Origin of the sequence: Pseudoclavibacter sp. CFCC 11306, from assembly GCF_008831235.1 — a bacterium.
In the GTDB taxonomy this organism is placed as follows: domain Bacteria; phylum Actinomycetota; class Actinomycetes; order Actinomycetales; family Microbacteriaceae; genus Pseudoclavibacter_A.
The window spans coordinates 802,529-823,753 of sequence record NZ_WBKF01000001.1 but is presented as its reverse complement, the minus strand read 5'-3'; the positions used below and the strand labels follow the sequence as shown (position 1 = coordinate 823,753).

The window sequence follows — 21,225 nt, the reverse complement described above, 5'->3', positions numbered from 1 at the left end:
ATCAGAGCCGTTCGACCCTGGCACGCGGCCGAGCCCCGAGCGCCGCTGCCAGGGCCTGATCGTGCGCGTAGAGGCCCAGCCCTCGCCGCGCACGCGTCAGCAGTGTGAGCAGGGCATCTCGCAGAATGCGTTCGCGAGCCTGCTCGACGTCGCCATCAGACCAGCCTCGGGCACGCAGCGCGGTCACCCCGTTCAGGGCTGCGCGATCTTCGTAGCGCTCGGGCAGCATCCGCAGACGCCCGTCTGACGACAGCGCCACAGACGGGCCGAGCAGCACGCCGGCCCAGTCGAGATCGAGGCCCTGCACCGTGTAGACCGAGCCGACCTCATCGACGGTGTCGGCTCGTGTCGTCCAGGGCTCCGGCTCATCTGGGCGGTAGCGGTCCCAGCGAATGTGCAGGCCCGGCTCATCGATGAAGTGATCGCCGCCGTCGAGCGTGTACGGGTAGTCATAGGTCGAGAGCATGCGGGCTGAGCCCTCGCCATCGTGGCTGCGGATCGCACGGTAGAGCGCCCCGGCGTCGTCGAAGACACGGATGCCGAAGTCGCCGTCGCCTGCGGGCGGCGGTTCGACGGGTGCTTGCCCCGAGACCGTGCGGTCGATCCAGTCGCGCACCGCCAGTGAGGCTCCCATGCGGTGCTGGCGTTTCAGCTCGCCGCGTTCGACGGCGGCACTGCCGAGCACCTCGTCGAGCAGCTTCGGCGTCCACTGTGCGCGCATGCGCAGCACCTGAGCGTCGTCGTAGACCACGATGGTGACGCGGCTCGCTGCGATGATATCGGCGAGCTGGTTGCTCCCGTGAAAACGGGTGTACGGATCGGGGCGGGTGAGCAGCAGATGTGCCTCATCGACCAAAGCGACGTCGGCCTGCTTCGCTTCGTCGCGGGCCGCAGCGTTGATGAAGGGCGTCGGCCGCAGCACTTGGGCTTTCCGCAGCACAGGAGTGCGCTCGGCGAGCTCGCGGTAGCGTCGCCACATCTCGGCATGATTGACGAGCATGCGGATGCGCCCGTGCGCCAGCAGGGCAGGCACCTGCGCAGAGCGGGCGCGTTCGGTCAGCGCGATCAGCAGGTGTGAGAGCAGCACGCTCTTGCCGGTGCCGGCAGCGCCCTGCACGAGGAACACTGCGGGACGCTGCGACGTCGACAGGCAGCGATCGGTGAAAGCGATGATGCGATCGAAGAGCCGCTGCTGGTCGTCGTCGAGCGGAGCCAGCAGAGAAGAGGGAGTCACACTGGGTGAGTGTAGCCCCGTGCCGCATCGGCGTCGAACGAGTACAGTGCCGCTATGACCTCACAGACCGCACGCAGCCTGCGTGCCTCGGCAGCCATGATCGGAGCCACCCTGTTCTGGGCGGTGCACTATCAGCTGAGCGCCTTCGTACTGCAGGGCATGTCGGCGGTCGGGCTCACTTTCTGGCGCTGGGCGATCGCCGCCGTGCCTCTGCTGATACTGGCCCAGCTCATCGAGCACCCCGACTGGCGAGCGGTGGTGCGTGCGCTGCCGAGGCTGGTCGTACTCGCCCTGCTGGGGCTGGTCGGCTACAACCTGCTGCTCTATGCCGCGCTGCACTTCACCACTCCGGTCGGCGCGTCGCTGGTGAATGCGGCGAACCCGGCGCTCATGGTGCTGCTGTCTGTGGTGCTGGTCGGGCAGCGGGTGTCGAAGGCCGGTGTCTTAGGCATCGGGCTGAGCCTGGTGGGCGTGGTCGTGGTGCTCACCCGCGGCAGCTGGCAGACGCTCGCCGGGCTCGACTTCAACGTCGGGCAGCTCATCATGCTGGGAGCCATTCTGGTGTGGAGCCTCTACACGATCTACGGGCGCGTGCCCGGCGTGCGGCCGATCACGTCGACCGCGGTGCAGGCCGTGCTGGTCTGCGTGATGCTCGGCCCCTTCGCCGCGGTGCAGCAGGCCGGGCTTCCTCTGGAGGCGCCCGGCACACTGTGGGGGCTGATCGTGATCGCGCTGCTGCCCTCGGTCGCGTCGTACCTGCTCTGGAACAGCGCTGTGAGCGTGGTGCCTTCGTCGACGGCGGCGATCTACCTCAACCTGATCACGGTGTTCGTCGTGCTGATCGGCCTCGCCCTCGGCCAACCGCTCACCGTCTCAGCCGCGCTGGGCGGCATCCTCATCATCGCCGGTGTCGTCATCACGAGCTTCGCCGCGGCCCGTCGTGGCACGCTCGCCCAGACAGCCCAGCCCTCAGTCGATGACGGTGCCGCCGATCATCGAAAGTGACATCGCGACGATGCCGATGGCCAGCGTGCGAACGACTGTGTGCAGCACGCTGGCATGCCCACTGCGGGCCACCACCGCAGAGGTGACGAGCAGCGCGATGACCACTGAGGCGAACGTGACGACCGTGTGCGCCTGGTCGGGCACGAGCAGCACCGACAGCAGCGGGACGAACGCCCCGACGACGAAGGCCAGACCGCCGGTGATGCTCATGCGCAGCGGGCTCAGATGCAGGTCGTCTTCGGTGAAGCCCAGCTCTTCGCGCACATGTGCACGCACCGGATCGTCACGGCTCAGCTGCTCGGCGACCCGTCTGGCGAGCGCCGGTTCGAGCCCGCGCTCCTCGTAGATCGCGGCGAGCTCCTGCAGCTCGGCTTCGGGATGCAGCTCGTGCTCCAGCCGCTCTTTGTGCAGAGCCGCACGAATCGCGTCGCGCTCCCAAGCGTATTCGTGATACATCGCGCTCGCGGCGCCGAGACCGCCCGCCACGACGCTGCCGACCAGTGCGACCATGATCACATCCTGCGGCTGATCGGTCACGTTGAGACCCTGAGCGATGCCGGCTGCAGCGACGATGCCGTCGGTGGCGCTGACGGCCAGACGTCGAATCTCTTCGGCGTCGGTGTGCCCCACCGGCCGTGCGCCCTTCAGAACGAGACGGATCATGACAGCGATTCTATTCCCACTGCCTCAGGCATCGACGGGAACCTCACGGTGGCGTTCGGGCAGGGCGATCAGGCAGACCAGACTCAGCGCCATCGCCGCCACGAGAAAGATCGAGATCGAGACGGTGGTGCCGGTCGCGACCAAGAGCCGGTTCGCGATCAGCGGGGAGAAGCCGCCACCGAGCGCCGCGCCGATCTGAAAGCCCAGGCCGATGCCTGTGTAGCGCTGCGCCGGTGCGAACAGCTGTGAGAACCAGGTGAGCATCGGGCCGAACATGATGCCGGCGATGATGAATCCGATCACGATCGCCATGGCGGCGTCAGCCGACGAACCAGCGGTGAACAGCGAGAACATGGGAAAGGCGTAGAGCGCGAGCAGCACCGCTCCGGTCAGGATCACCGGCTTGCGGCCCACCCGGTCAGAGATCACGCTGCTGAGCAGAATCGTCACGGCGTGCCCGAGGCAGCCGAACAGCGTGCCGGTCACCAGCACGCTGCGCTCGAGGCCGAGCCCGTGCTGGGCGACCGGCTCGGTGCCGAACGAGAGCAGAAAGGTGAAGAGCACATACTGAAACGCGTTGAAGCCGAACATCACGCCCGCCGCTCCGAGCACGCGACCCCAGCTGTGCCTCAGCGTCTCGGCGATGGGCCGTTTCGCGACTTTGCGTTCGCTCTGCAGCTGTTTGAACACGGGCGTCTCGTCGACGTGCAGACGCGTGACCAGGCCGACGACGAGCACGAGGCCGCCGAGCAGGAACGGGATTCTCCATGCCCACGACACCACGACATCCTGCGGCAGCAGCAGAATCAGCAGAAATGACAGGTTCGCAAGCCCTGCGCCGATGGGCGACCCCAAGGTCACGAAGCTGCCGTACAGGCCGCGCCTGCCCTTCGGTGCGTGCTCGATCGCGATGAGTGCCGCACCGCTGACCTCGCCGCCGCGGGCGATGCCGTGCACGAGACGCAGAAAGAGCAGCAGCAGCGGGGCCGCGATGCCGATCGTCGCGTGGCTCGGCAGCACACCCATGAGAAACGTCGCAGCACCCATCAGGGTGAACGTGGCGATCAGGGTGTTTCGGCGGCCCAGCCGGTCGCCGAAGTGACCGAAGAGCAGCGCGCCGATCGGCGCCATCAAGAACCCGACCGCGAAGGTCACGAACCCGAGGAACGCCCCGAACCACGGGTCGTCGACGACGAAGAACACCTTGTTGAACACCAGCGAGGTGGCTGTGGCGTAGAGAGCGAAGTCGTAGAACTCGAGTGCCGTGCCGACTCCCGAGGCGAGGGCGAGGCGACCGAGCAGGCCGTGACGAGGCTGCGTCGCGGCAGGCGGGTCATCGGGCAGGTGCAGCTTCGGTGATGGCTCGTGGGTTGTTCGCTGATTCACTGTGATCTCTCTGTGCATGGGGCCGATCTTCTGATCGGATTCGGGGCCGTGCCGCCGATGAGAGAGAATCGCACAGATGCGAAAGGCCGCTCGATCGGCGGCCTGAATGTGTGCGCGGTGCGCGGGTCAGTGCCGTCGGAAGGACGGCCACCACCAAGCGCTGCGCGAGAACTGCATGGCCATGACTATACACCCGGCCGAACGCGCCGCAGCCTCCGGTGCGCTGTCGTCGGGCAGACGTCTGCGAGACAATGGGCGCATGCGCATCAGCGAACCGACTTCGGGTCACCTCTATCTGCCCCCGCTGCAGCACTCTCGTCGCACCATCGGTCGGCGCAGCTTCGATTTCTCTCGCCAGATCGCGGTGATGGCGATCGTCAACCGCACACCCGACTCGTTCTTCGACGAGGGGCGCACCTTCGCACTCGATGCGGCCGTCGAGGCGGCGATGGATGCGGCGCGGGCCGGTGCCGACTGGGTCGACATCGGCGGGGTCAAGTTCGCCCCCGGGCCAGAGCTGCCGGCAGACGACGAGGTTGCACGGGTGCTGCCCGTGGTTCAGGCGGTGGCGCAGAGCAGCGACGTGGTGATCTCGGTCGACACCTTTCGGCACGAAGTGGCCGAAGCGTGCATCGAGGCCGGTGCGGCGGTGGTCAACGACACCACCGGGCTGCACGATCCCGACGTCGCACGAGTGGTCGCCGACAGCGATGCGACGCTCGTGATCACGCACAGTCTGGCCCAGCCTCGCACGCCGTTTCCGCATCCGCACTACGACGACGTCGTGGCCGAGGTGACGACTTTTCTGCGCCGTCGCGTCGACCGGGCGGTCGAACTCGGCGTGCCGATCGAGCGCATCGTGATCGATCCCGGGCACGACCTCAACAAGAGCACCCGGCAGACGCTCGAGCTCACCCGTCGCTTCGCAGAGATCGCCGAGATCGGTCTGCCCGCGCTCGCGGCGGTGTCGAACAAAGACTTCATCGGCGAGACACTCGATCGGGACAAGCCCGACCGGCTGGCCGGGTCGCTCGCCGCGGCGACGATCTGCGCGATGCAGGGAGCCCGCATCGTGCGCATGCACGCCGCGCGGGAGTCGGTCGATGCGATGCGGCTCGTCGAAGCCGTGCTCGGGTGGCGCGAACCGGCCTACGAGCGGCACAACATCTGAGCTCTGTCACCTGCTGCCGGTAGGGTCGAAGCATGAGCGAGATCACCGAACTCATCACGACGAGCGATGCGGCGACATCGCTGAGCGACGACGACCTGCTGCGGCGCTACGCCTGGCCAGCCGGTGACGGCGTGCGCATCCGACTGAACTTCGTGAGCAGCCTCGACGGCGCGGTCACGGTCGGGGGCGTCTCAGGGCCGCTGGGCGGCGAGGCCGACCACAGGGTCTTCGACCTGCTGCGTCGCCGGGCGCACGTGGTTCTGCTCGGTGCCGGCACCGCACGTGACGAAGGCTACGGGGGGATGCGCGTCGACGACGCCTCGGCCGCGTGGCGCGAGGCACACGGCCTGTCTCGGCATCCTGCCTTCGCACTGGTCTCGGGCCGGGCCGATCTCGACCCGGGCAGTGACGTCTTCGTGAACGCGCCGACACGACCGATCGTCTTCACGCTGGCGAGTGCCGACGCCGATCGTCGCGCTGCGCTCGCCGAGGTGGCCGAGGTCGTCGTCGTGGGCGAGACAGAGGTCGACATGACGCGGCTCGTCGCCGCGCTGCACACACGAGGGCTCTGCGACGTGCTGTGCGAGGGTGGCCCTCATCTGGCATCGGCGCTTTTCGACGCCGATGCGGTCACCGAACTGTGTCTGTCGCTCGACGCCCTCGTCGTCGGCGGCGACGGCCCGCGTCTGACGCACGGCGTCGCAGAGTTCTCCCGGCGCTTTCGTCTCTGCGATGCACTGCGTTCAGACGATCTGCTGCTGCTCAGATATCGCCGGGCCCGAGACTGACCTCGCAATCGATCGATAGGAGCCCATCATGCCGACGCGACCAGAGCATCCGCCGACAGCAGAGCGCGACCACAGCGAGGCACCCGACGCACGCACGATGACGTTGCGGCGTCGCAGCCGGCGCACCGCCGCGCTGGGCGCACTGCTGTGCACGGTGCTCGCCCTCAGCGGGTGCGTCGGGCAGCAACGAGTCAACGACGCCCGAAGCATCGACCAGCTGATCACCGGGCTGCCGGGCGTCAACAGAGAGAAGAGCGATGTGAGGTTCAACTCGGGCATCGACTCCGGCAGCAGTCTTCAGGTCGACCTTGCCTTCGACGCGACGGCGACACCTGAGCAGACGCAGCAGGCAGTCGCCCAAGTGCAGCAGGCGATCGATGACTCGTCGCTGCACGACGTCATGTACGGCAGTCTCTCGGTCGAACTCGGTGACGTCGATTCGACCATGAGGTTCTCGCTGCCGATCGAGGTCGACGAGGCCGGCATGCGTGAGCTCGTGCAGACGATGAGCGGGCGGCCAGAGGCCAGAGTCGATCTGTCGCGTCTGCACTCATCGCGATATCGCAGCGATCGGCCCATTGCAGATTTCAGTCAGACGCTGCGCGCCGACACGCTCGGTCAGGCTGTTCCGCAGCTGACATCGACCTTCAGCGCATTGCAGCTGCAGCACGTCGACGTGCGCGATGCCGCCATCACCGTGATGCGTCCGGGCTACGAGACGTATCAGCAAGAGGGCCTGATCGCAGACATCAGAGCAGACGAGCCCGGTCTGTGGAATGACGGCTACGTGCAGCTCTTCGGCGACCTTGACGCCGTGCTCGAGGGGCTGCCAGCGGGCATCGTTCGGCGCCCGTCGTGCACGCTGACGTCAGGGCAGGCGTCGAAGCCGGCGACCGGGCAGACAACAGAGCCGGCGACGGAGTGCCGCTTCGAGTTCTACTCCAGCGACGGGCAGACGGGGGTGAGAGGTCTTGACGCCGACGAATTCTGGCAGCAGACGATCGCTGCCATCGAGCAGGTGTTCGCGAAGCACGGAGGCGTTTACACCCTTGACGCCACCGTCGAGGGGAGGTCCTACCCGATGCAGTCGTCAGGCGGTTCCGCGTCTGCGCCTGAGAGTGCTTCGCCGTCACCCCGGTAGCGGGTGCTCGCCGCGTCGCCTCGATCGGGTGAGTGATCAGAGAGACGGCACGAGCGTGTTAGCCTACAACTTTGGAATGTCTGCCTTCGACTTCTCGTTGTCGAGGGTGAGAGCGAACGAGGTATAAGGGCATGAGTGTGTCATCCGAGCGTGCGGCCGACGACGCCCAGACGTCGTCGGGAGGTCACCGGAGCACCTCGGAACAGGCCGCCGCTGCGCAGCCTTCGCCGACACCTGCGGCTCGGCCCGGCACCGATGCCGCGATCGCCTCTCGGCATGCCGGGGAGTCGCTGCGCGATGTGATCGCGCGCTATTACTCGCTGACCAAGCCAGGGGTGCTCTATGCGAACGTGCTGAGCGCCGTCGCAGGCTTTCTCTTCGGCAGTCAGAACGGCGTCGATCTCTTCTCACTCGTGATCGTCACGGTCGGCACGACGCTGATCGTCGGCTCGGCGACCGTGCTCAACAACGTGCTTGATCGCGACATCGATCAGCGCATGGAACGCACCAAGAAGCGGGCGACCGTCACCGGGGGAGTGCGGGCCAGACGAGCGACGATCTTCTCGATCGTGCTGGGGATGCTCGGCGCTGCGGTGCTGGGCCTCTGGTCGACGCCGCTGGTGCTCGGCCTCGGAGTGTTCGGCTTCGTCTGCTACGTCTGGCTCTATGGAGCGACCTCGAAGCGCATGTCGTATCACGGCACTCTGGTCGGGTCGGTCTCGGGCGCGGTGCCCATTCTCGCGGGCTATGTGGGGGCCACAGGGCGTGTGGATGTTGGGGCCGTACTGGTCTTTCTCGCGCTGTTCTTCTGGCAGATGCCCGAGTTCTACTCGATTGCGATCTATCGGCGCGAGGAGTACGCGGCCGCAGGCGTTCCTGTGATCACCGTGGTGAAGGGCGTGCCGACGACCATCGTGCACATCTTCGTCTACACAGTGCTGTACGTTGCCAGCGTGGTGCTGCTCGGCGTGCTCGGGTTCGCCAGCCTGACCACCACCAGCGTGTTGGGGCTGCTCGGCGTCGTGTGGATCGCGATCGGCGCGCTCGGCTTCACGAGCTCAGACAAGATCGCATGGTCGCACCGCATGTTCGGGTTCTCACTCGTGTCGATCATGGCGCTGTGCATCATGCTCGGTCTCGATCCCTGGCTGCCGTAGCCGTATCGGCCCTCGCAGCGGCAGATCTGCGCGGCGAATAGAGTGATGCCATGGCCATCGCACTCAGCACGTCGCAGATCGCAGCAGCCCGGATCTCTGCGCAGCTGCTCGATGCGGCCGCTGATGATCCGATGCATTCGCCATGCAGCGTGTCTGCGTCGGCAGAGACAGCGGCTGCACAAGGCACATCCACGGCTTGCGCCGCGAGCGCAGATGACGTTCTCGAGGCTGCTGAGCATCTGCTCGCGTTGCAGGGGCAGAACTTCTTCGCCGCTCAATGGGCCCTGGCTCTGCGAACGGGGGCTGCAGCGCAGACGATTCGGGCGGCTTTCGACCAGGGGCTGATCGTGCGCTCTTGGCCGATGCGCTCGACCGTGCACCTCGTGGCGGCGGCAGACATCGGCTGGATGCAGCAGGTCACGAACCACCGCGTGCTCAAAGACTGGCCCAAGCGCCGTGCGCGTCTGCACCTCGATCTCGCCGTCGTCGATCAGGTGCGTGAAATCACGCGCCAGGCTCTGTCGGGCGGGCGACGGCTGCATCGAGATGCCCTGATACAGGTCTGGCAGGATGCCGGGGTCGAGATGCGAGCGGGCTGGTCGTACCACCTGGTGTGGGCGCTCAATCAGCTCGGCGAAGTGGTGTTCGGGCCGATGAGCGACAACGGGCGTGATCTCGATCTGGTGCTGGCCGACGAGTGGATCGTCTCGCCGCGGGTGCACGAAGGAGACGAGGCGTTGGCCGAGCTCGCCCGACGCTACATTGCCGGTCATGGCCCTGCGACTGCAGCAGATCTCAGCTGGTGGACGGCTCTGACCATGCGAGAGAGCGCCAGGGCGTTGCACCTCGCCGCGTCAGACGATGCGGGTCAGCCGCTCGTGGAATGCGTCGGCCCCAATGACGAGGGGCTGTGGGCGACCGAGAAGCAGCTGCAGAGAGCGCTGGGCGAAGACGGGTCGACGGGGCGCACCGGCACTGATGCTCTGGCGGTGACCTTGGCGCTGCCTGCCTTCGACGAGCTTCTGCTCGGCTACAAGGACCGTTCGACCGTGCTCGACCCGAAGTTCGGGCCGCTGGTCATGTCGAAGAACGGTCTGGGGCAGCCCACGGTGCTGAGCGACGGTCGCATCCGTGGCGTGTGGAAGACCAAGACCGCTGAAGTCAGCCTGTTCGCTGGCGAGAAGATGAGTACGCGTGCTTCGGCAGCGCTCAAGCGCTCGATGCAGGCCTATGGATGCTTCAGCGCGGGAAGTGGCTTGGCGGAGCGATAGCGGAAGTCTGCCGAGAAGGTTCCGAATAGGGTGCGGCATTTGAGCGTCTGCGAAAGGAAAGGCTGCAAGAAAGGCTGACAGTCGGTCGGCGTGAACGGATGAAACCCGATTCTGCCTTGTTATTTCTAGTGCTGGGGTACCTGGACTCGAACCAAGAATAACGGTACCAGAAACCGTCGTGTTGCCAATTACACCATACCCCAAGGGCAGTTGCGCATTCGTGTGCACGTTTGCGAACCGAGAGTCAACGATAGGACATTCTCATCCAGAACACAACTTGAGCTCGAAGAGGTGCTGCTCAGCGCCTTACGATGGGGGAGTGACCACGACTCAGCCTGCAGTTTTCGAGCGCCTCTCGGTGCAGCAGTGGCGGGTGCGCGAGGCTCGACACCGGCAGCGCGCAGATCAGCTCACCGCTGGCTGGCGCAAGCGTCGACAGACCGGCGAGGCCAACGAGGTCGAAGACTTCCTCTTCACCTACTACTCGTATCGGCCTGCGCTGCTGCGGCGCTGGCACCCAGGCGCAGGCATCAGACTCGAAGGAGCATCCGCCGAACCGCGAGCCCAGTGGCGCTGGTACGCGACAGACAAGGCCGACGTGCTGGTCGATGCGGGTGCCTTTCTCACCGAACGCGCCGACACGGTCGGCTTCGTCGAAGGTCTGCTGCGCCGCACCGCTGCACGCCGCGCCAAGCTGGGCTGCTCCTGCCTGCACGAGTGGGCGATGGTCTATGGCATGCGCGACGGGCAGGAGCGGCACACGAAGCTGCCGCTGCGCTTGGGTCATGCCGGTACCGATGCCGTGGTCGAGTCGAGCCGCATCGAGTGCACGCACTTCGACGCCTTCCGCTTCTTCACACCCGTCGCCCGACCGCTGAACGCACTGCAGCCGACGCGCGAGACGCAGACGGAACTCGAACAGCCGGGCTGCCTGCACGCGAACATGGATCTCTACAAATGGGCCATGAAGCTGGGCCCGATCATTCCCGGCGAGCTGCTGATCGACACATTCGAACTCGCTCGCGAGGTGCGAGATCTCGATATGCAGGCATCGCCCTATGACGTGCGCCGTTTCGGCCTCGAACCGGTGCGCATAGAGACGCAGCAGGGGCGGCGGGAGTTCGCCGTGCGACAGCAGAGCTTCGCGTCACGAGCCAACGTGCTGCGAGAGCGCATGCTGCAGGCGATCGCGCGGGCGCGGCAGGCGGCGTCGGCGGATGCTGTGGCGAGCCCGCCTGCAGCATTCGGGCCGGGGGAGTCGATCAGTGCGCGTCGACGCCGATGAGCATGCCGACGGCGTAGGTCACGGCCACGGCGATGAGGCCGAGCAACAGCTGGCGTGCCGCCCCTTTGAACCAGTTGCGCCCTGAGACCTTGGCGGCGATGCCGCCGGCGAGCAGCAGGCCGATGCAGCCGGCGATCAGGCCGGTCATGAGCGAGCCGATGCCGAAGAGGTAGGGCAGAATCGGCACGATCGCTCCCATCGAGAAGAACAGGAACGAGAGCAGGCCCGCGGCGACGGGTGACGGGCGATCATCCGGGTCGATGCCGAGCTCCTGCATGAGATGCACGTGCACAGTGCGGGTCGAGACCGACGTGCTGTGAATCTCGGCGGCGGCGGTGTGTGCGGTCTGCTCGCTCATGCCCATCTGCTGGAACTCACGTGCGAGTTCGGCCTGCTCGCCGACCGGGTTGCGCTTCTGTGCGGCCACCTCGATGGCAATCTCTTTGTCCAGCTGCTCGTTCTGGCTGCGCACCGAGGTGAACTCCCCGAGAGCCATCGAGAACGCACCGGCCAGCAGGCCCGAGATGCCGGTCAGCAGCACCACGTGGTTCGAGGCACCGGCTGCGCCGATGCCGGTGATCAGTCCGATGTTCGAGACCAGGCCATCCATCGCACCGAAGACCGAGGCACGCAGCCAGCCGCCGCTCACATTCGCGTGTGTGTGGTCGTAGGTGTGCGGATTGGTCGGATCGATCACCGTTGCCGCTGCTGACATGGAGTCAGGCCTCCTCGTGAGAACTGGTCTTCTGGGTGCGGATGCTGCTCGCAATGGGTGCCATCGCCGCGTCTGAAGGCCACAGTAGAACGAGAGATCGGGTCAACACCACCGTCATCTGGGTGTTCGGCGGTGAGAACTTTATCGATCTGCAACGTCGAATCCTGACGACGGTGCGGTGGTGCGGCTAGGGTGGAGGGCGACAGACTGGAAAGGAACCGCAGTGACCGCAGAGGTTACCGGCTTGCTCCCTAGCGTCTCGCTGATCATCCCGGCGTACAACGAGGAAGAGCGCATCGAGGCGTGCCTGCGGGCGGCGATCGCACAGACCGTGCCGCTCGACGAGATCATCGTCGTCGACAACCGCAGCACCGACGGCACCGCAGACACGGTGCGGCGCGTGGCTCGACAGCACCCGAATCAGGTCGTCCGTCTGATCGCTCAGAACGAGCGCCAGGGGCTTATACCGACTCGTGACGCCGGGTTCGACGCCGCCACCAGCGATGTGCTCGGACGTATCGACGCAGACTCGCTGCTGGCTCCGGAATGGAGCCGCGAGGTGCGTCGTGCCTTCCGCAACCAGCACATCAGCGCGCTCACCGGCCCGGTCATGTACTACGACATGCCCTTCCGTCGTTTCGGCCTGCGCGCCGACGATCGGTTTCGCAAGCTGCTGATGCGACTGAACCGGGAATACCGGTTCGTCTTCGGCAGCAACATGGCGGTGCGGGCCGATGTCTGGAACCTGATTCGCGACGAGGTGTGCCCCGATGAGGGCGATCTGCTGCATGAAGACATCGACCTGTCGATTCATCTCGCCGAGAACGGGCTGTTCGTGGGCTACGAGTCGAACATGGTCTGCGGGATCTCGGCGCGACGAATGGACTCCAAATTCCGCGACTACAGCGACTACGTGCAGCGCTTTCGCCGCACCTACCGCGCGCACAGCCTCAATCGCGGCCTTGAGCGCATTCCACAGGCCGTGCTCTACATGATCTATCCGTCTCTGCACGGGCTGCGACAGATCAGACATCTCGGCGCAGAAGACATCGAGCGCAGCAGCCTGCCGAGCGTGCCTGTGCTCAGCCGTCGTTGAGCGCGACAGCGTAGTCTGGGCAGCATGATCGACGACATCAAGAAGCGTGCTCTGCATCGCGTGCGCATCATCGAGGGGCAGCTGCGCGCCATCGAGCGTCAGATCGAAGACGAAGACTACTGCGTCGACATCGTCACGCAGTCACTTGCAGTGCAGCGGTCGCTCGCCTCGTTGAACTCGCTTCTCGTCGAGAACCATCTGCGCACCCATGTGCCGCATATGCTGCAGGCCGGGGGAGACGAGCGCGAGCGTGCCATCGACGAGATGGTTCGTCTCTACGGCATCAAAGGTCGAGCCGACTGAACCCTGCGGGCGCAGACGACACGCCCGAAACATGCGCCGGAATTGGTGTGCACGGTCGAATCTGTGGCATAATCATCTGGTTGCTTACAGACGGCCCCATCGTCTAGCGGCCTAGGACATCGCCCTCTCACGGCGGTAACGCGGGTTCAAATCCCGCTGGGGTCACCAGAGCTCAAGGCTCGTATTCAGTCACTCGGCTGATGCGGGCCTTTTGCATTGCCGTTTCCCTCCTTCCGACTGCACATGTTCGCCTGGCGAATGTCTGTGTGTCCGGCCGATACGAAGAAATGGAGCTGCGATGGCGCAGACGACGAAGTCAGGCGTGAGCGCGTCGGTCTCGGCATCGGTGATGTTCGGTCTGATCTCGCTGCTGACCAGCGAGCTGTCGGCGTTCACCTCGGAAGAGGTCACTGCGTGGCGGATCGTCTGCATCGTCGTGCTGATGGCAGTCTTCTTCACGGTGCACCGGGACTGGGACGCCATCGGGCGCCTGATACGCCGCATCCTCCATGACCCCCGCCGCATTGTGGTGCTGCTGGGCTGCTCGGCTATGGTGACCGCACAGATTTGGGTGTTCATTTGGGGGCCGATGCACGGGCACGCGCTCGACGTCTCGCTGGGCTACTTTCTGATGCCGCTCGTTGTGGTCGCCGCTGGTCGCTTCCTCTTCAAAGATCGTCTCGACCGCTGGCAGTGGGTGGCCGTCGCGCTCGCGGCCGTCGCCGTGATCATCGAAGTGCTCATCGTCGGCGGGTTCTCGTGGCCGACCGCGCTGGTGGGCTTCGGGTATCCCGTCTACTTCGCGGTGCGCCGCGCAGCAGGTATGGACGATGTGCGCGTGTTCTGGCTCGAGATGCTGCTGGCTGTTCCGTTCGCACTCTGGCTGCTCTCTCAGGGAGATGTCGCAGGCACGCTGGCGCGACAGGCCGGCCCGGCCTGGTGGTCGTTCGTCATGCTCGGCGTGCTCAGCGGCGTGGCGATGATGCTGTACATTCTCGCCAGCGGCCGACTGAACCTCACTCTCTTCGGCATGCTGAGCTACCTCGAGCCGGTGCTGCTCTTCGCCGCGGCGCTGCTGCTCGGGGAGCAGCTGCTGACGGCTGATCTGTTCGTCTACACCGTCATCGCGGCGGCCCTGGCGTGCATGCTCATCTCTGGGCTTCTCCCGCTGCTGCGGAGAGGTCGTTCGGGTCGTCTGCTGCGCTGAGCGCCAGCCAGACTTTTGTGCGCGCCTCGAAGGTGTCGAGGTCGAGATCGAGCAGAGAGGCTGCACGAGCGACTCTGTTGCGCACAGTGTGCCGGTGCACGCCGAGACGCGCTGCGGCGGCCTCAGCCTGGCCGTTCTCTTCGAGCCAGACGCGCAGCGTGCGGCGCAGTTCGGCGCCCTCTGACGCATGGCGCTGATCGAGGGGTGCCAGGAGCTGTGCTGCCACGACCTCGAGCATCGATCCGCGCAGCAGCGTGGGCCAGCCGGCATCGGACAGATCGTCATAACGGACGACCGCTCCCGGATCAGCGTCTGCGACGACGCGCCGCGCCTGCTGAATGAGCTGGCTGAGCGGCAGATTCGTGCTGAGCTGTGAGATGCCGGCCCCGACGTGTTCGCGCAGGCAGATGTCCAGCACCGCGTCGAGGTTCTCAGCCGGTGAGACGATGGTGGCCCGGCCGTCGCGCAGCCCCCAGAAGATCATGCAGTCGCGCTGCATGCGATCGAGTGCGTCGACCAAAGCGGTCGTGGTGTCGTTCAGAGCGATCACTGTGCGCTCGCCCGCCGGAAGGGCCTCGTTCCAGAGCCGTTCTGCGAGTCGATTGGCCAGGGCGATGCTTCCTGACGCGGCGATCTCGATGACGCCGTCGCGCAGCACATGCTGCTGTCGATTGATCGTTCGGTTGAACTCCAAGGTGATGCCGGTGAGCGCCAGAACTGACTCGACGACGTCCAGCTGTACGCCGTCGAGTCGGCTCACGCCGCTGAGCACAAGCATGCCGGAGAGTTTCGGTGGCGCACCGATGGTCTGCACGATGAACTCGGCGCCATCGGCGCTGATGCGCGCGGCCGAACGCGTGCCGCTTCTGGTCAGACGCTCCATGGCGTCTGTGAGCTCCTGCAGCTGAGAATGGGGAAGCGGACGCTGTCTGGCCGAGCCCATCAGCTGCCCGGAGCTGTCGAAGATGGCCACGCCGCAGTTCAGCTGCTTGGCGAGCTCTTGCAGCAGGTCGCCCAACCGGTTCGACCGCATTGCTGCTCGGGAGATGGCGCGCTGAGCGTCGAGCCCCCACTGAATGTGCTGCTGGTGTTCGTTGTCGAGCAGGTCGTCGGCCTTGCGGATCACCGCGAGGAACGGCACGTGATACGGCACCTCGACAAGCGGCAGGCCGCACCTGCGGCAGGCGTCGACCAACCCCTCGGGGGGTTCCGCCCACGTGAGGCCGGTGCCCAGCCCCATGCCTACGAGACCGCCGTCGCGCAGTCGAGCCACGTACTGGTCGTAGTCGAACCCCTCGACGCCGAACTGTGCTCCGTCGGTCAGGAGCATCTGGCCGGCCGGAAGAAAACGCATCGGGTCCACGAGGTTGGAGCTGTACACCCATTCGAGCGGAGCATCGAGCAGCTCGACCGTTTCGGCGCCCGTCTCGTCACCGACGACGGGGCGCAATGCCAACTCACTGATGCCGAGCAGGCGACGTATGGTGACAGGCATGGACAAATTGTACATTGAAAACTAGTTGAATATCCGCAACGTACATGCCAAATAGCGACGTTGTGACCGTAATGTCAATGTCAGAAAAGTGCATTCCGGCACCTTCAGCTCGAACTGCCCAACGTCGGGCTCGCCACGTCTGCGGCGCGCCATCGACATCGGTATCTGTCGCAAACGAATGGAGTACGTCTCATGACTGAACAGAGCATCCCCGTCGGCGGGCCCACCCTCGCCCAGCACCGCAACCTTGTCACCGAGATTCCCGGCCCGAAGTCGCGTGCGCTGCACGAGCGCAAGGTCGCCGCAGTGAGCGCCGGCGTCGGCGTCATGCTGCCGACCTACGTCGTCGCCGCGGGCGGAGGCGTGATTCTCGATGTCGACGGCAACACCCTGATCGACTTCGCCTCAGGCATCGCCGTCACCGGTGTCGGCAACTCGGCTCCAGAAGTCGTCGACGCCGTGCAGCACCAGGTCGCACAGTTCACGCACACGTCGTTCGCCACGGTTCCGTACGAGTCGTACATCGAGGTCTCAGAGCGTCTGAACGCGCTGACCCCGGGCAGCTTCGAGAAGCGCACCGCACTGTTCAACTCGGGTGCCGAAGCAGTCGAGAACGCAGTCAAGATCGCGCGCAGCTTCACCGGAAAGGACGGCATCGTCGCCTTCGACCATGCCTTCCACGGGCGGACCAACCTCACCATGGGCCTGACTGCAAAGGCCGCGCCGTACAAGAGCCACTTCGGCCCGTTCGCGAACGAGCTCTATCGGGTTCCCGGTTCATACCCGTATCGTGACGGACTGACCGGCGAAGAGGCTGCGAAGCGCACGATCAGCGCCATCGAGAAGCAGATCGGTGCCGACTCGGTCGCCGCGATTCTGCTTGAGCCGATTCAGGGAGAGGGCGGCTTCATCGTTCCCGCCGAGGGCTTCATGGCAGCACTGGTCAAATGGGCGCACGAGAACGACGTGCTGTTCATCTCTGACGAGATCCAGACCGGTCTGGCACGCACGGGGCGGCTGTTCGCCTCGGAGTACGAAGGCATCGAGCCCGACCTCGTCACGACCGCCAAGGCGATCGGCGGAGGCCTGCCGCTTTCGGCGGTCACCGGCCGTGCCGACGTGATGGATCACCCACAGGCCGGCGGCATCGGCGGTACCTACGGTGGCAACCCGGCAGCCTGTGCGGCAGCGCTCGCCGTCTTCGACAAGGTCGTCGACGAGAAACTGGCCGACCGTGCCCTGCACATCGGCGAGGTCATCACGAACCGTATGCACGAGCTGCAGCAGAGCGATCCCCGTATCGGCGAGGTGCGCGGTCGTGGCGCTCTGCAGGCCATCGAACTGGTGCACCCAGAGACCAAGGAGCCGGACGCCGAGCTCACGCACAAGATCGCCGAGTACGCGCACAAGAACGGCGTCGTGCTGCTGACCGCCGGCACCTATGGCAACGTCATCCGCTTCCTGACGCCGCTGGTCATCTCTGACGAGGTGCTCAACGACGGCCTCGACGTCATCGTCCAGGCGTTCAAGGAGAACTGAGCATGACCGAGCTCATCGACTACGCCCGCTCGGTCAGCGGCCTCTGGATCGACAACGAGTTCGTCGATGCGAAATCGGGAGAGACCTTCGCGGTCATCGACCCGAGCACCGAGGATGCGTTCGTCGAGGTGGCCGATGCCGGGCTGGCCGACGCCGATCGTGCGCTGGCGTCAGCGCACGAGGCACAGATCGCCTGGGCGAAGGTGGCGCCGCGGCAGCGCGGCGAGGTGCTGCGACGTGCGTTCGAGCTCATGATCGAACGCCGTCAGCAGCTCGCCGAGCTGATCTCTCTTGAGAACGGCAAAGCGCTCTCTGACGCGCTCGGCGAGGTGACCTATGCGGCAGAGTTCTTCCGCTGGTTCGCCGAAGAGGCCGTGCGCATCGAGGGGGAGTACCTCACCGCGCCGGCAGGTGGGGTGCGCAACCTGGTCACACGCCGACCCGCCGGTGTCGCGGTGCTGGTCACACCGTGGAACTTTCCCGCCGCGATGGCCACACGCAAGATCGGACCGGCGCTCGCCGCCGGATGCGCGACCGTGCTCAAGCCGGCCGGTGAGACACCCCTGACCGCTTTGGCGATCGCGCAGATCCTCGCTGAGTCGGGACTGCCTGCCGGGCTCGTCAATGTGCTGCCCTCATCGCACACGGCTGAGATCGTCGATCATCTGCTCGACGACCAGCACGTTCGGGTGATCTCGTTCACCGGTTCGACTCCGGTCGGCAAGGTGCTGCTGCGCAAGGCTGCCGACCGTGTGCTCAACACGGCTATGGAGCTGGGCGGCAACGCCGCTTTCGTGGTGACGGCGGATGCGGACGTCGAGGCGGCGGTGGAGGGAGCGCTGACTGCGAAGTTCCGCAACGGCGGTCAGGCCTGTACCGCTGCGAACCGATTCTTCGTGCACGCAGACATCGCAGAGAGGTTCACTCGTCGTTTCATCGAGCGCGCGGCTGATCTCGCTGTGGGGGCGGGACTCGCCGAGGGCACCGATATCGGCCCGCTGGTCAACCGCAAGTCGGTCGACAAAGTGTCCGAGCTCGTCGCCGCCGCGGTGCGTGACGGTGCGACCGTCGCGTATCAGTCCGAGGTTCCTGAGACGGGGTACTACGCCCCGGTGACGGTGCTGACCGACGTGACTCCGGCATCCCCGGTGTTCGCCGAAGAGGTCTTCGGGCCGGTTGCCTCGATCGCGACCTGGTCTGACGAGGATGCCCTCATCGAATCGGTGAACGACACCGATTACGGGCTGGCTTCGTACGTGTTCGCAGGTGAGCTGCGACATGCCGTCGACATCGCCAACCGTATCGATGCCGGTATGGTCGGCGTGAACCGCGGGCTCGTCTCCGATCCGTCAGTGCCGTTCGGTGGGTTCAAACAGAGCGGCGTCGGGCGTGAAGGCGGGCACGAGGGCATTGAGGAGTATCAGGAGACGCAGTACTTCAGCGTCGCTTGGCCCGGGGCCTGAGACATTCGTCTGACAGCGCCGGTCGGCGTTGAGAGGCTGCGGTGCCGCAGGAGGAGAACTCCAGCGGCACCGCAGCCTCTTTCCTGTGTCAGGACGAATCAGGCCGCCTGTACAGGGCTGTACATTTCGGCCAATCAGTGGACGATTCGGCCAGTTTGCGTAACCCAGCGTTCACGTTGATGCTGCATAGACTTTTGCACGATTCCACAGAGGGGACACAGGGGATTCGAGCCGGTGCACAGCCATTCGCAGAACCTGTCCAGAAACAATCTCTTCGCCGCGGTGCGGCGAGGAATGAATAGAGGAACCACATCATGAGTTCTGAGAAGAACGAGAAGCCGACGACTCCGCCAACGGAGGCGGTGTTCACAGTCGGCGAGCTTGACCGTGCCGAGCCGGAACCACGCCTGGCGGGCACGCTGAAACCTCGCCACCTCTCGATGATCGCCCTGGGCGGCATCATCGGAGCCGGCCTGCTGGTGGCGTCCAGCAACGCGATCATCTCGGCGGGCCCCGCCGTCATCATCTCGTATGCCCTCGCGGGCATCGTGATCATCCTGGTGATGCGGATGCTCGGAGAGATGGCCTCGGCGAGTCCGGACACCGGCTCGTTCTCGACCTACGCCACGAAGTTCATCGGGCCGTGGGCGGGGCTGTCGATCGGCTGGCTGTACTGGTGGTTCTGGGTGGTGGTCGTCGGTATCGAGGCCACAGCGGCAGCCAAGATCATCACGAAGTACCTGCCCGGACTGGATCAGTGGATTCCCGCTCTCGTGATCACCGTGCTCTTTCTCGGGCTCAACCTGGTCTCGGTCAAGAGCTTCGGTGAGATGGAGTTCTGGTTCGCCGGCATCAAGATCGTCGCGATCACGCTGTTTATCCTCTTCGGCATCGGCTTGGTGACCGGGATCATCCCGAGTGCGCACCAGGGCGTCGACTACGGTGCACAGGGAGGATTCATGCCGAACGGCATCTCTGGCATCTTCGTCGCGCTGCTGCCGGTCATCTTCTCGATGTTCGGCGCCGAAGTGGCCACCGTGGCCGCAGGCGAGTCGGAGCACCCGGCACACGCTGTGCGCAAAGCGGTGAACTCGGTCATCTGGCGAATCCTGCTGTTCTACATCGGATCGATCACCATCATCGTGCTGCTGCTGCCACACGACCAGGTCGTTTCGGGCAAGTCTCCCTTCGTGAGCGCACTGGAGTACGTCGGCATTCCAGGCGTCGACGTGGTCATGGACTTCGTCGTGCTGACGGCCCTGCTGTCGACGCTGAACGCATCGCTGTACACCGCATCACGCATGGCCTACTCGCTGGCCGGTCGTGGTGAGGCGCCGCGGGCATTCCGCAAGGTCAACAGGCACAACACCCCGTACGTGGCCATTTTCGCTTCGGCCATCGTCGGCCTGATCTCGGTGGTCCTGAACTACACGGTGCCCGACTACGTCTTCGCGTTCCTGGTGAACTCGACTGGTGCGACCGCCATCTTCGTCTGGCTCGTCATCGCCGTTTCTCAGCTGCGCAGCCGCCGCATGCTCGCGAAGCAGGGTGTCGTCCCGGGCAAGGCCAACGGCACCATCAAGATGTGGGGCTTCCCGTACATCACCTGGATCGTGATCGTCGCCCTGGTCGCCCTGCTCGCCTACATGACGTTCAACAAGAGTCTGCAGACGCGCATCGAGCTCTACGTGAGCCTGGTCGTCGCCGCAGTGAGCGTCGTGGCCGGTCTGATCGTGCAGCGCCGCCAGAAGCGTCTGGGGCTGCTGTCCGACGGCTCCCCGGCGAGTGCGCAGAGCACTGACGCCGAGTCGAAGTAAGGTTGCTGCCATGACAGAACTCAGCAAACCAGAGATCGACTTTCCGACCGGGCCGGCTCCTGAGAGCCTCGAGATCGAAGACGTCGTCGTCGGCAGCGGTGCAGAGGCCACCGCGGCCTCGACCGTCGAGGTGCACTACCTCGGTGTCGGCTTCGAATCGGGTGAGGAGTTCGACTCGTCGTGGGGGCGCGGCGAATCGATCACCTTCCCGCTGCGCAACCTGATCAAAGGCTGGCAGGTCGGCATCCCGGGCATGAAAGTCGGCGGTCGGCGCAAGCTGATCGTTCCGCCGCATCTCGCCTATGGGCCTGCCGGCAGCGGCCACCCGCTGAGCGGGCAGACCCTGATCTTCGTGATCGATCTGCTCGACGTGAAGTGAGTCGATGAACCCAGACGGCAACGCCCGTCGTCGAGAGGCGCCGCCAGGATGTGAAATCCTGGCGGCGCCTCTCTGCGCCGGAGCGCGGCGCGAGGAAAGCTGGTGGGGGG

The 21,225-nt window shown here is 65.4% G+C and carries 19 protein-coding genes and 2 tRNA genes; 15 read left to right on the top strand and 6 right to left on the bottom strand.

What is annotated here, in order from left to right:
- Window position 1: 1 nt before the first annotated feature.
- Window positions 2–1,234 carry a DUF2075 domain-containing protein gene (locus F8O09_RS03630; RefSeq protein WP_158053962.1) on the bottom strand — a complete coding sequence of 411 codons (1,233 nt, stop codon included), beginning with the start codon at window positions 1,232–1,234 and terminating at the stop codon, window positions 2–4.
- Window positions 1,235–1,288: 54 nt separating this feature from the next.
- Between F8O09_RS03630 and F8O09_RS03625 the strand changes: the two genes are divergently transcribed.
- Window positions 1,289–2,239, top strand: a complete 951-nt coding sequence (locus tag F8O09_RS03625; RefSeq protein ID WP_158053961.1) for a DMT family transporter — start codon at window positions 1,289–1,291, stop codon at window positions 2,237–2,239.
- Here F8O09_RS03625 and F8O09_RS03620 read toward each other — a convergent pair.
- A complete protein-coding gene (locus F8O09_RS03620; protein ID WP_158053960.1) occupies window positions 2,204–2,902 on the bottom strand; it encodes a VIT1/CCC1 transporter family protein in 699 nt (232 codons plus the stop codon). The two genes, F8O09_RS03625 and F8O09_RS03620, sit on opposite strands and share 36 nt — an antisense overlap.
- A gap of 24 nt (window positions 2,903–2,926) precedes the next feature.
- Window positions 2,927–4,288 carry an MFS transporter gene (locus F8O09_RS03615; RefSeq protein ID WP_225732846.1) on the bottom strand — a complete coding sequence of 454 codons (1,362 nt, stop codon included), beginning with the start codon at window positions 4,286–4,288 and terminating at the stop codon, window positions 2,927–2,929.
- Window positions 4,289–4,547: 259 nt separating this feature from the next.
- Between F8O09_RS03615 and folP the strand changes: the two genes are divergently transcribed.
- The 5 genes from folP to F8O09_RS03590 all read left to right on the top strand — a co-directional run bounded on the left by folP (window position 4,548) and on the right by F8O09_RS03590 (window position 9,816).
- Window positions 4,548–5,459: a dihydropteroate synthase gene (gene folP / locus F8O09_RS03610; protein ID WP_158054439.1), complete on the top strand. Its 912-nt coding sequence runs from the start codon at window positions 4,548–4,550 to the stop codon at window positions 5,457–5,459.
- Between the two features lie 32 nt (window positions 5,460–5,491).
- On the top strand, window positions 5,492–6,247 hold the full coding sequence (locus F8O09_RS03605; RefSeq protein ID WP_158053958.1) for a dihydrofolate reductase family protein: 756 nt from the start codon (window positions 5,492–5,494) through the stop codon (window positions 6,245–6,247).
- Between the two features lie 28 nt (window positions 6,248–6,275).
- Window positions 6,276–7,388, top strand: coding sequence for a hypothetical protein (locus F8O09_RS03600; RefSeq protein ID WP_158053957.1), 1,113 nt, complete (start codon window positions 6,276–6,278; stop codon window positions 7,386–7,388).
- A gap of 131 nt (window positions 7,389–7,519) precedes the next feature.
- On the top strand, window positions 7,520–8,545 hold the full coding sequence (gene cyoE / locus F8O09_RS03595) for a heme o synthase (protein WP_158053956.1): 1,026 nt from the start codon (window positions 7,520–7,522) through the stop codon (window positions 8,543–8,545).
- 50 nt (window positions 8,546–8,595) lie between these two features.
- Window positions 8,596–9,816: a winged helix DNA-binding domain-containing protein gene (locus F8O09_RS03590; RefSeq protein ID WP_158053955.1), complete on the top strand. Its 1,221-nt coding sequence runs from the start codon at window positions 8,596–8,598 to the stop codon at window positions 9,814–9,816.
- A 131-nt stretch (window positions 9,817–9,947) separates the two neighbouring features.
- On the opposite strand, the gene F8O09_RS03585 is transcribed toward F8O09_RS03590, so the two are convergent.
- A tRNA-Gln gene (locus F8O09_RS03585) sits at window positions 9,948–10,019 on the bottom strand.
- A gap of 116 nt (window positions 10,020–10,135) precedes the next feature.
- On the opposite strand from F8O09_RS03585, the gene F8O09_RS03580 reads away from it, so the two are divergent.
- The gene (locus F8O09_RS03580) at window positions 10,136–11,101 is read left to right on the top strand and encodes a 3-methyladenine DNA glycosylase (protein ID WP_225732845.1); all 966 of its coding nucleotides are present in this window, start codon (window positions 10,136–10,138) and stop codon (window positions 11,099–11,101) included.
- On the opposite strand, the gene F8O09_RS03575 is transcribed toward F8O09_RS03580, so the two are convergent.
- Window positions 11,079–11,816, bottom strand: coding sequence for a VIT1/CCC1 transporter family protein (locus F8O09_RS03575; protein ID WP_158053954.1), 738 nt, complete (start codon window positions 11,814–11,816; stop codon window positions 11,079–11,081). The genes F8O09_RS03580 and F8O09_RS03575 overlap by 23 nt on opposite strands.
- 223 nt (window positions 11,817–12,039) lie before the next feature.
- On the opposite strand from F8O09_RS03575, the gene F8O09_RS03570 reads away from it, so the two are divergent.
- The 4 genes from F8O09_RS03570 (at window position 12,040) to rarD (ending at window position 14,422) form a co-directional block, all read left to right on the top strand.
- Window positions 12,040–12,912 carry a glycosyltransferase gene (locus tag F8O09_RS03570; RefSeq protein ID WP_225732844.1) on the top strand — a complete coding sequence of 291 codons (873 nt, stop codon included), beginning with the start codon at window positions 12,040–12,042 and terminating at the stop codon, window positions 12,910–12,912.
- A gap of 24 nt (window positions 12,913–12,936) precedes the next feature.
- Complete coding sequence (locus F8O09_RS03565) at window positions 12,937–13,215, top strand: metal-sensitive transcriptional regulator (RefSeq protein ID WP_158030978.1); 279 nt, start codon at window positions 12,937–12,939, stop codon at window positions 13,213–13,215.
- 92 nt (window positions 13,216–13,307) lie between these two features.
- Window positions 13,308–13,383: transfer RNA gene (locus F8O09_RS03560), tRNA-Glu, on the top strand.
- Window positions 13,384–13,513: 130 nt separating this feature from the next.
- A complete protein-coding gene (gene rarD / locus F8O09_RS03555; protein WP_158053953.1) occupies window positions 13,514–14,422 on the top strand; it encodes an EamA family transporter RarD in 909 nt (302 codons plus the stop codon).
- Here the strand turns inward: rarD and F8O09_RS03550 are convergent.
- Window positions 14,364–15,917, bottom strand: coding sequence for a PucR family transcriptional regulator (locus tag F8O09_RS03550; RefSeq protein WP_192497539.1), 1,554 nt, complete (start codon window positions 15,915–15,917; stop codon window positions 14,364–14,366). The genes rarD and F8O09_RS03550 overlap by 59 nt on opposite strands.
- Before the next feature lie 192 nt (window positions 15,918–16,109).
- Here F8O09_RS03550 and gabT point away from each other — a divergent pair, with 192 nt between their 5' ends.
- From gabT to F8O09_RS03530, 4 genes are all read left to right on the top strand, one after another.
- Window positions 16,110–17,456: a 4-aminobutyrate--2-oxoglutarate transaminase gene (gene gabT, locus F8O09_RS03545; protein ID WP_158053951.1), complete on the top strand. Its 1,347-nt coding sequence runs from the start codon at window positions 16,110–16,112 to the stop codon at window positions 17,454–17,456.
- Between the two features lie 2 nt (window positions 17,457–17,458).
- A complete protein-coding gene (locus tag F8O09_RS03540) occupies window positions 17,459–18,919 on the top strand; it encodes an NAD-dependent succinate-semialdehyde dehydrogenase (protein WP_158030982.1) in 1,461 nt (486 codons plus the stop codon).
- Window positions 18,920–19,233: 314 nt separating this feature from the next.
- Window positions 19,234–20,736, top strand: coding sequence for an amino acid permease (locus tag F8O09_RS03535; protein WP_158030983.1), 1,503 nt, complete (start codon window positions 19,234–19,236; stop codon window positions 20,734–20,736).
- 10 nt (window positions 20,737–20,746) lie between these two features.
- The gene (locus tag F8O09_RS03530) at window positions 20,747–21,115 is read left to right on the top strand and encodes an FKBP-type peptidyl-prolyl cis-trans isomerase (RefSeq protein WP_158038328.1); all 369 of its coding nucleotides are present in this window, start codon (window positions 20,747–20,749) and stop codon (window positions 21,113–21,115) included.
- Window positions 21,116–21,225: the final 110 nt, after the last annotated feature.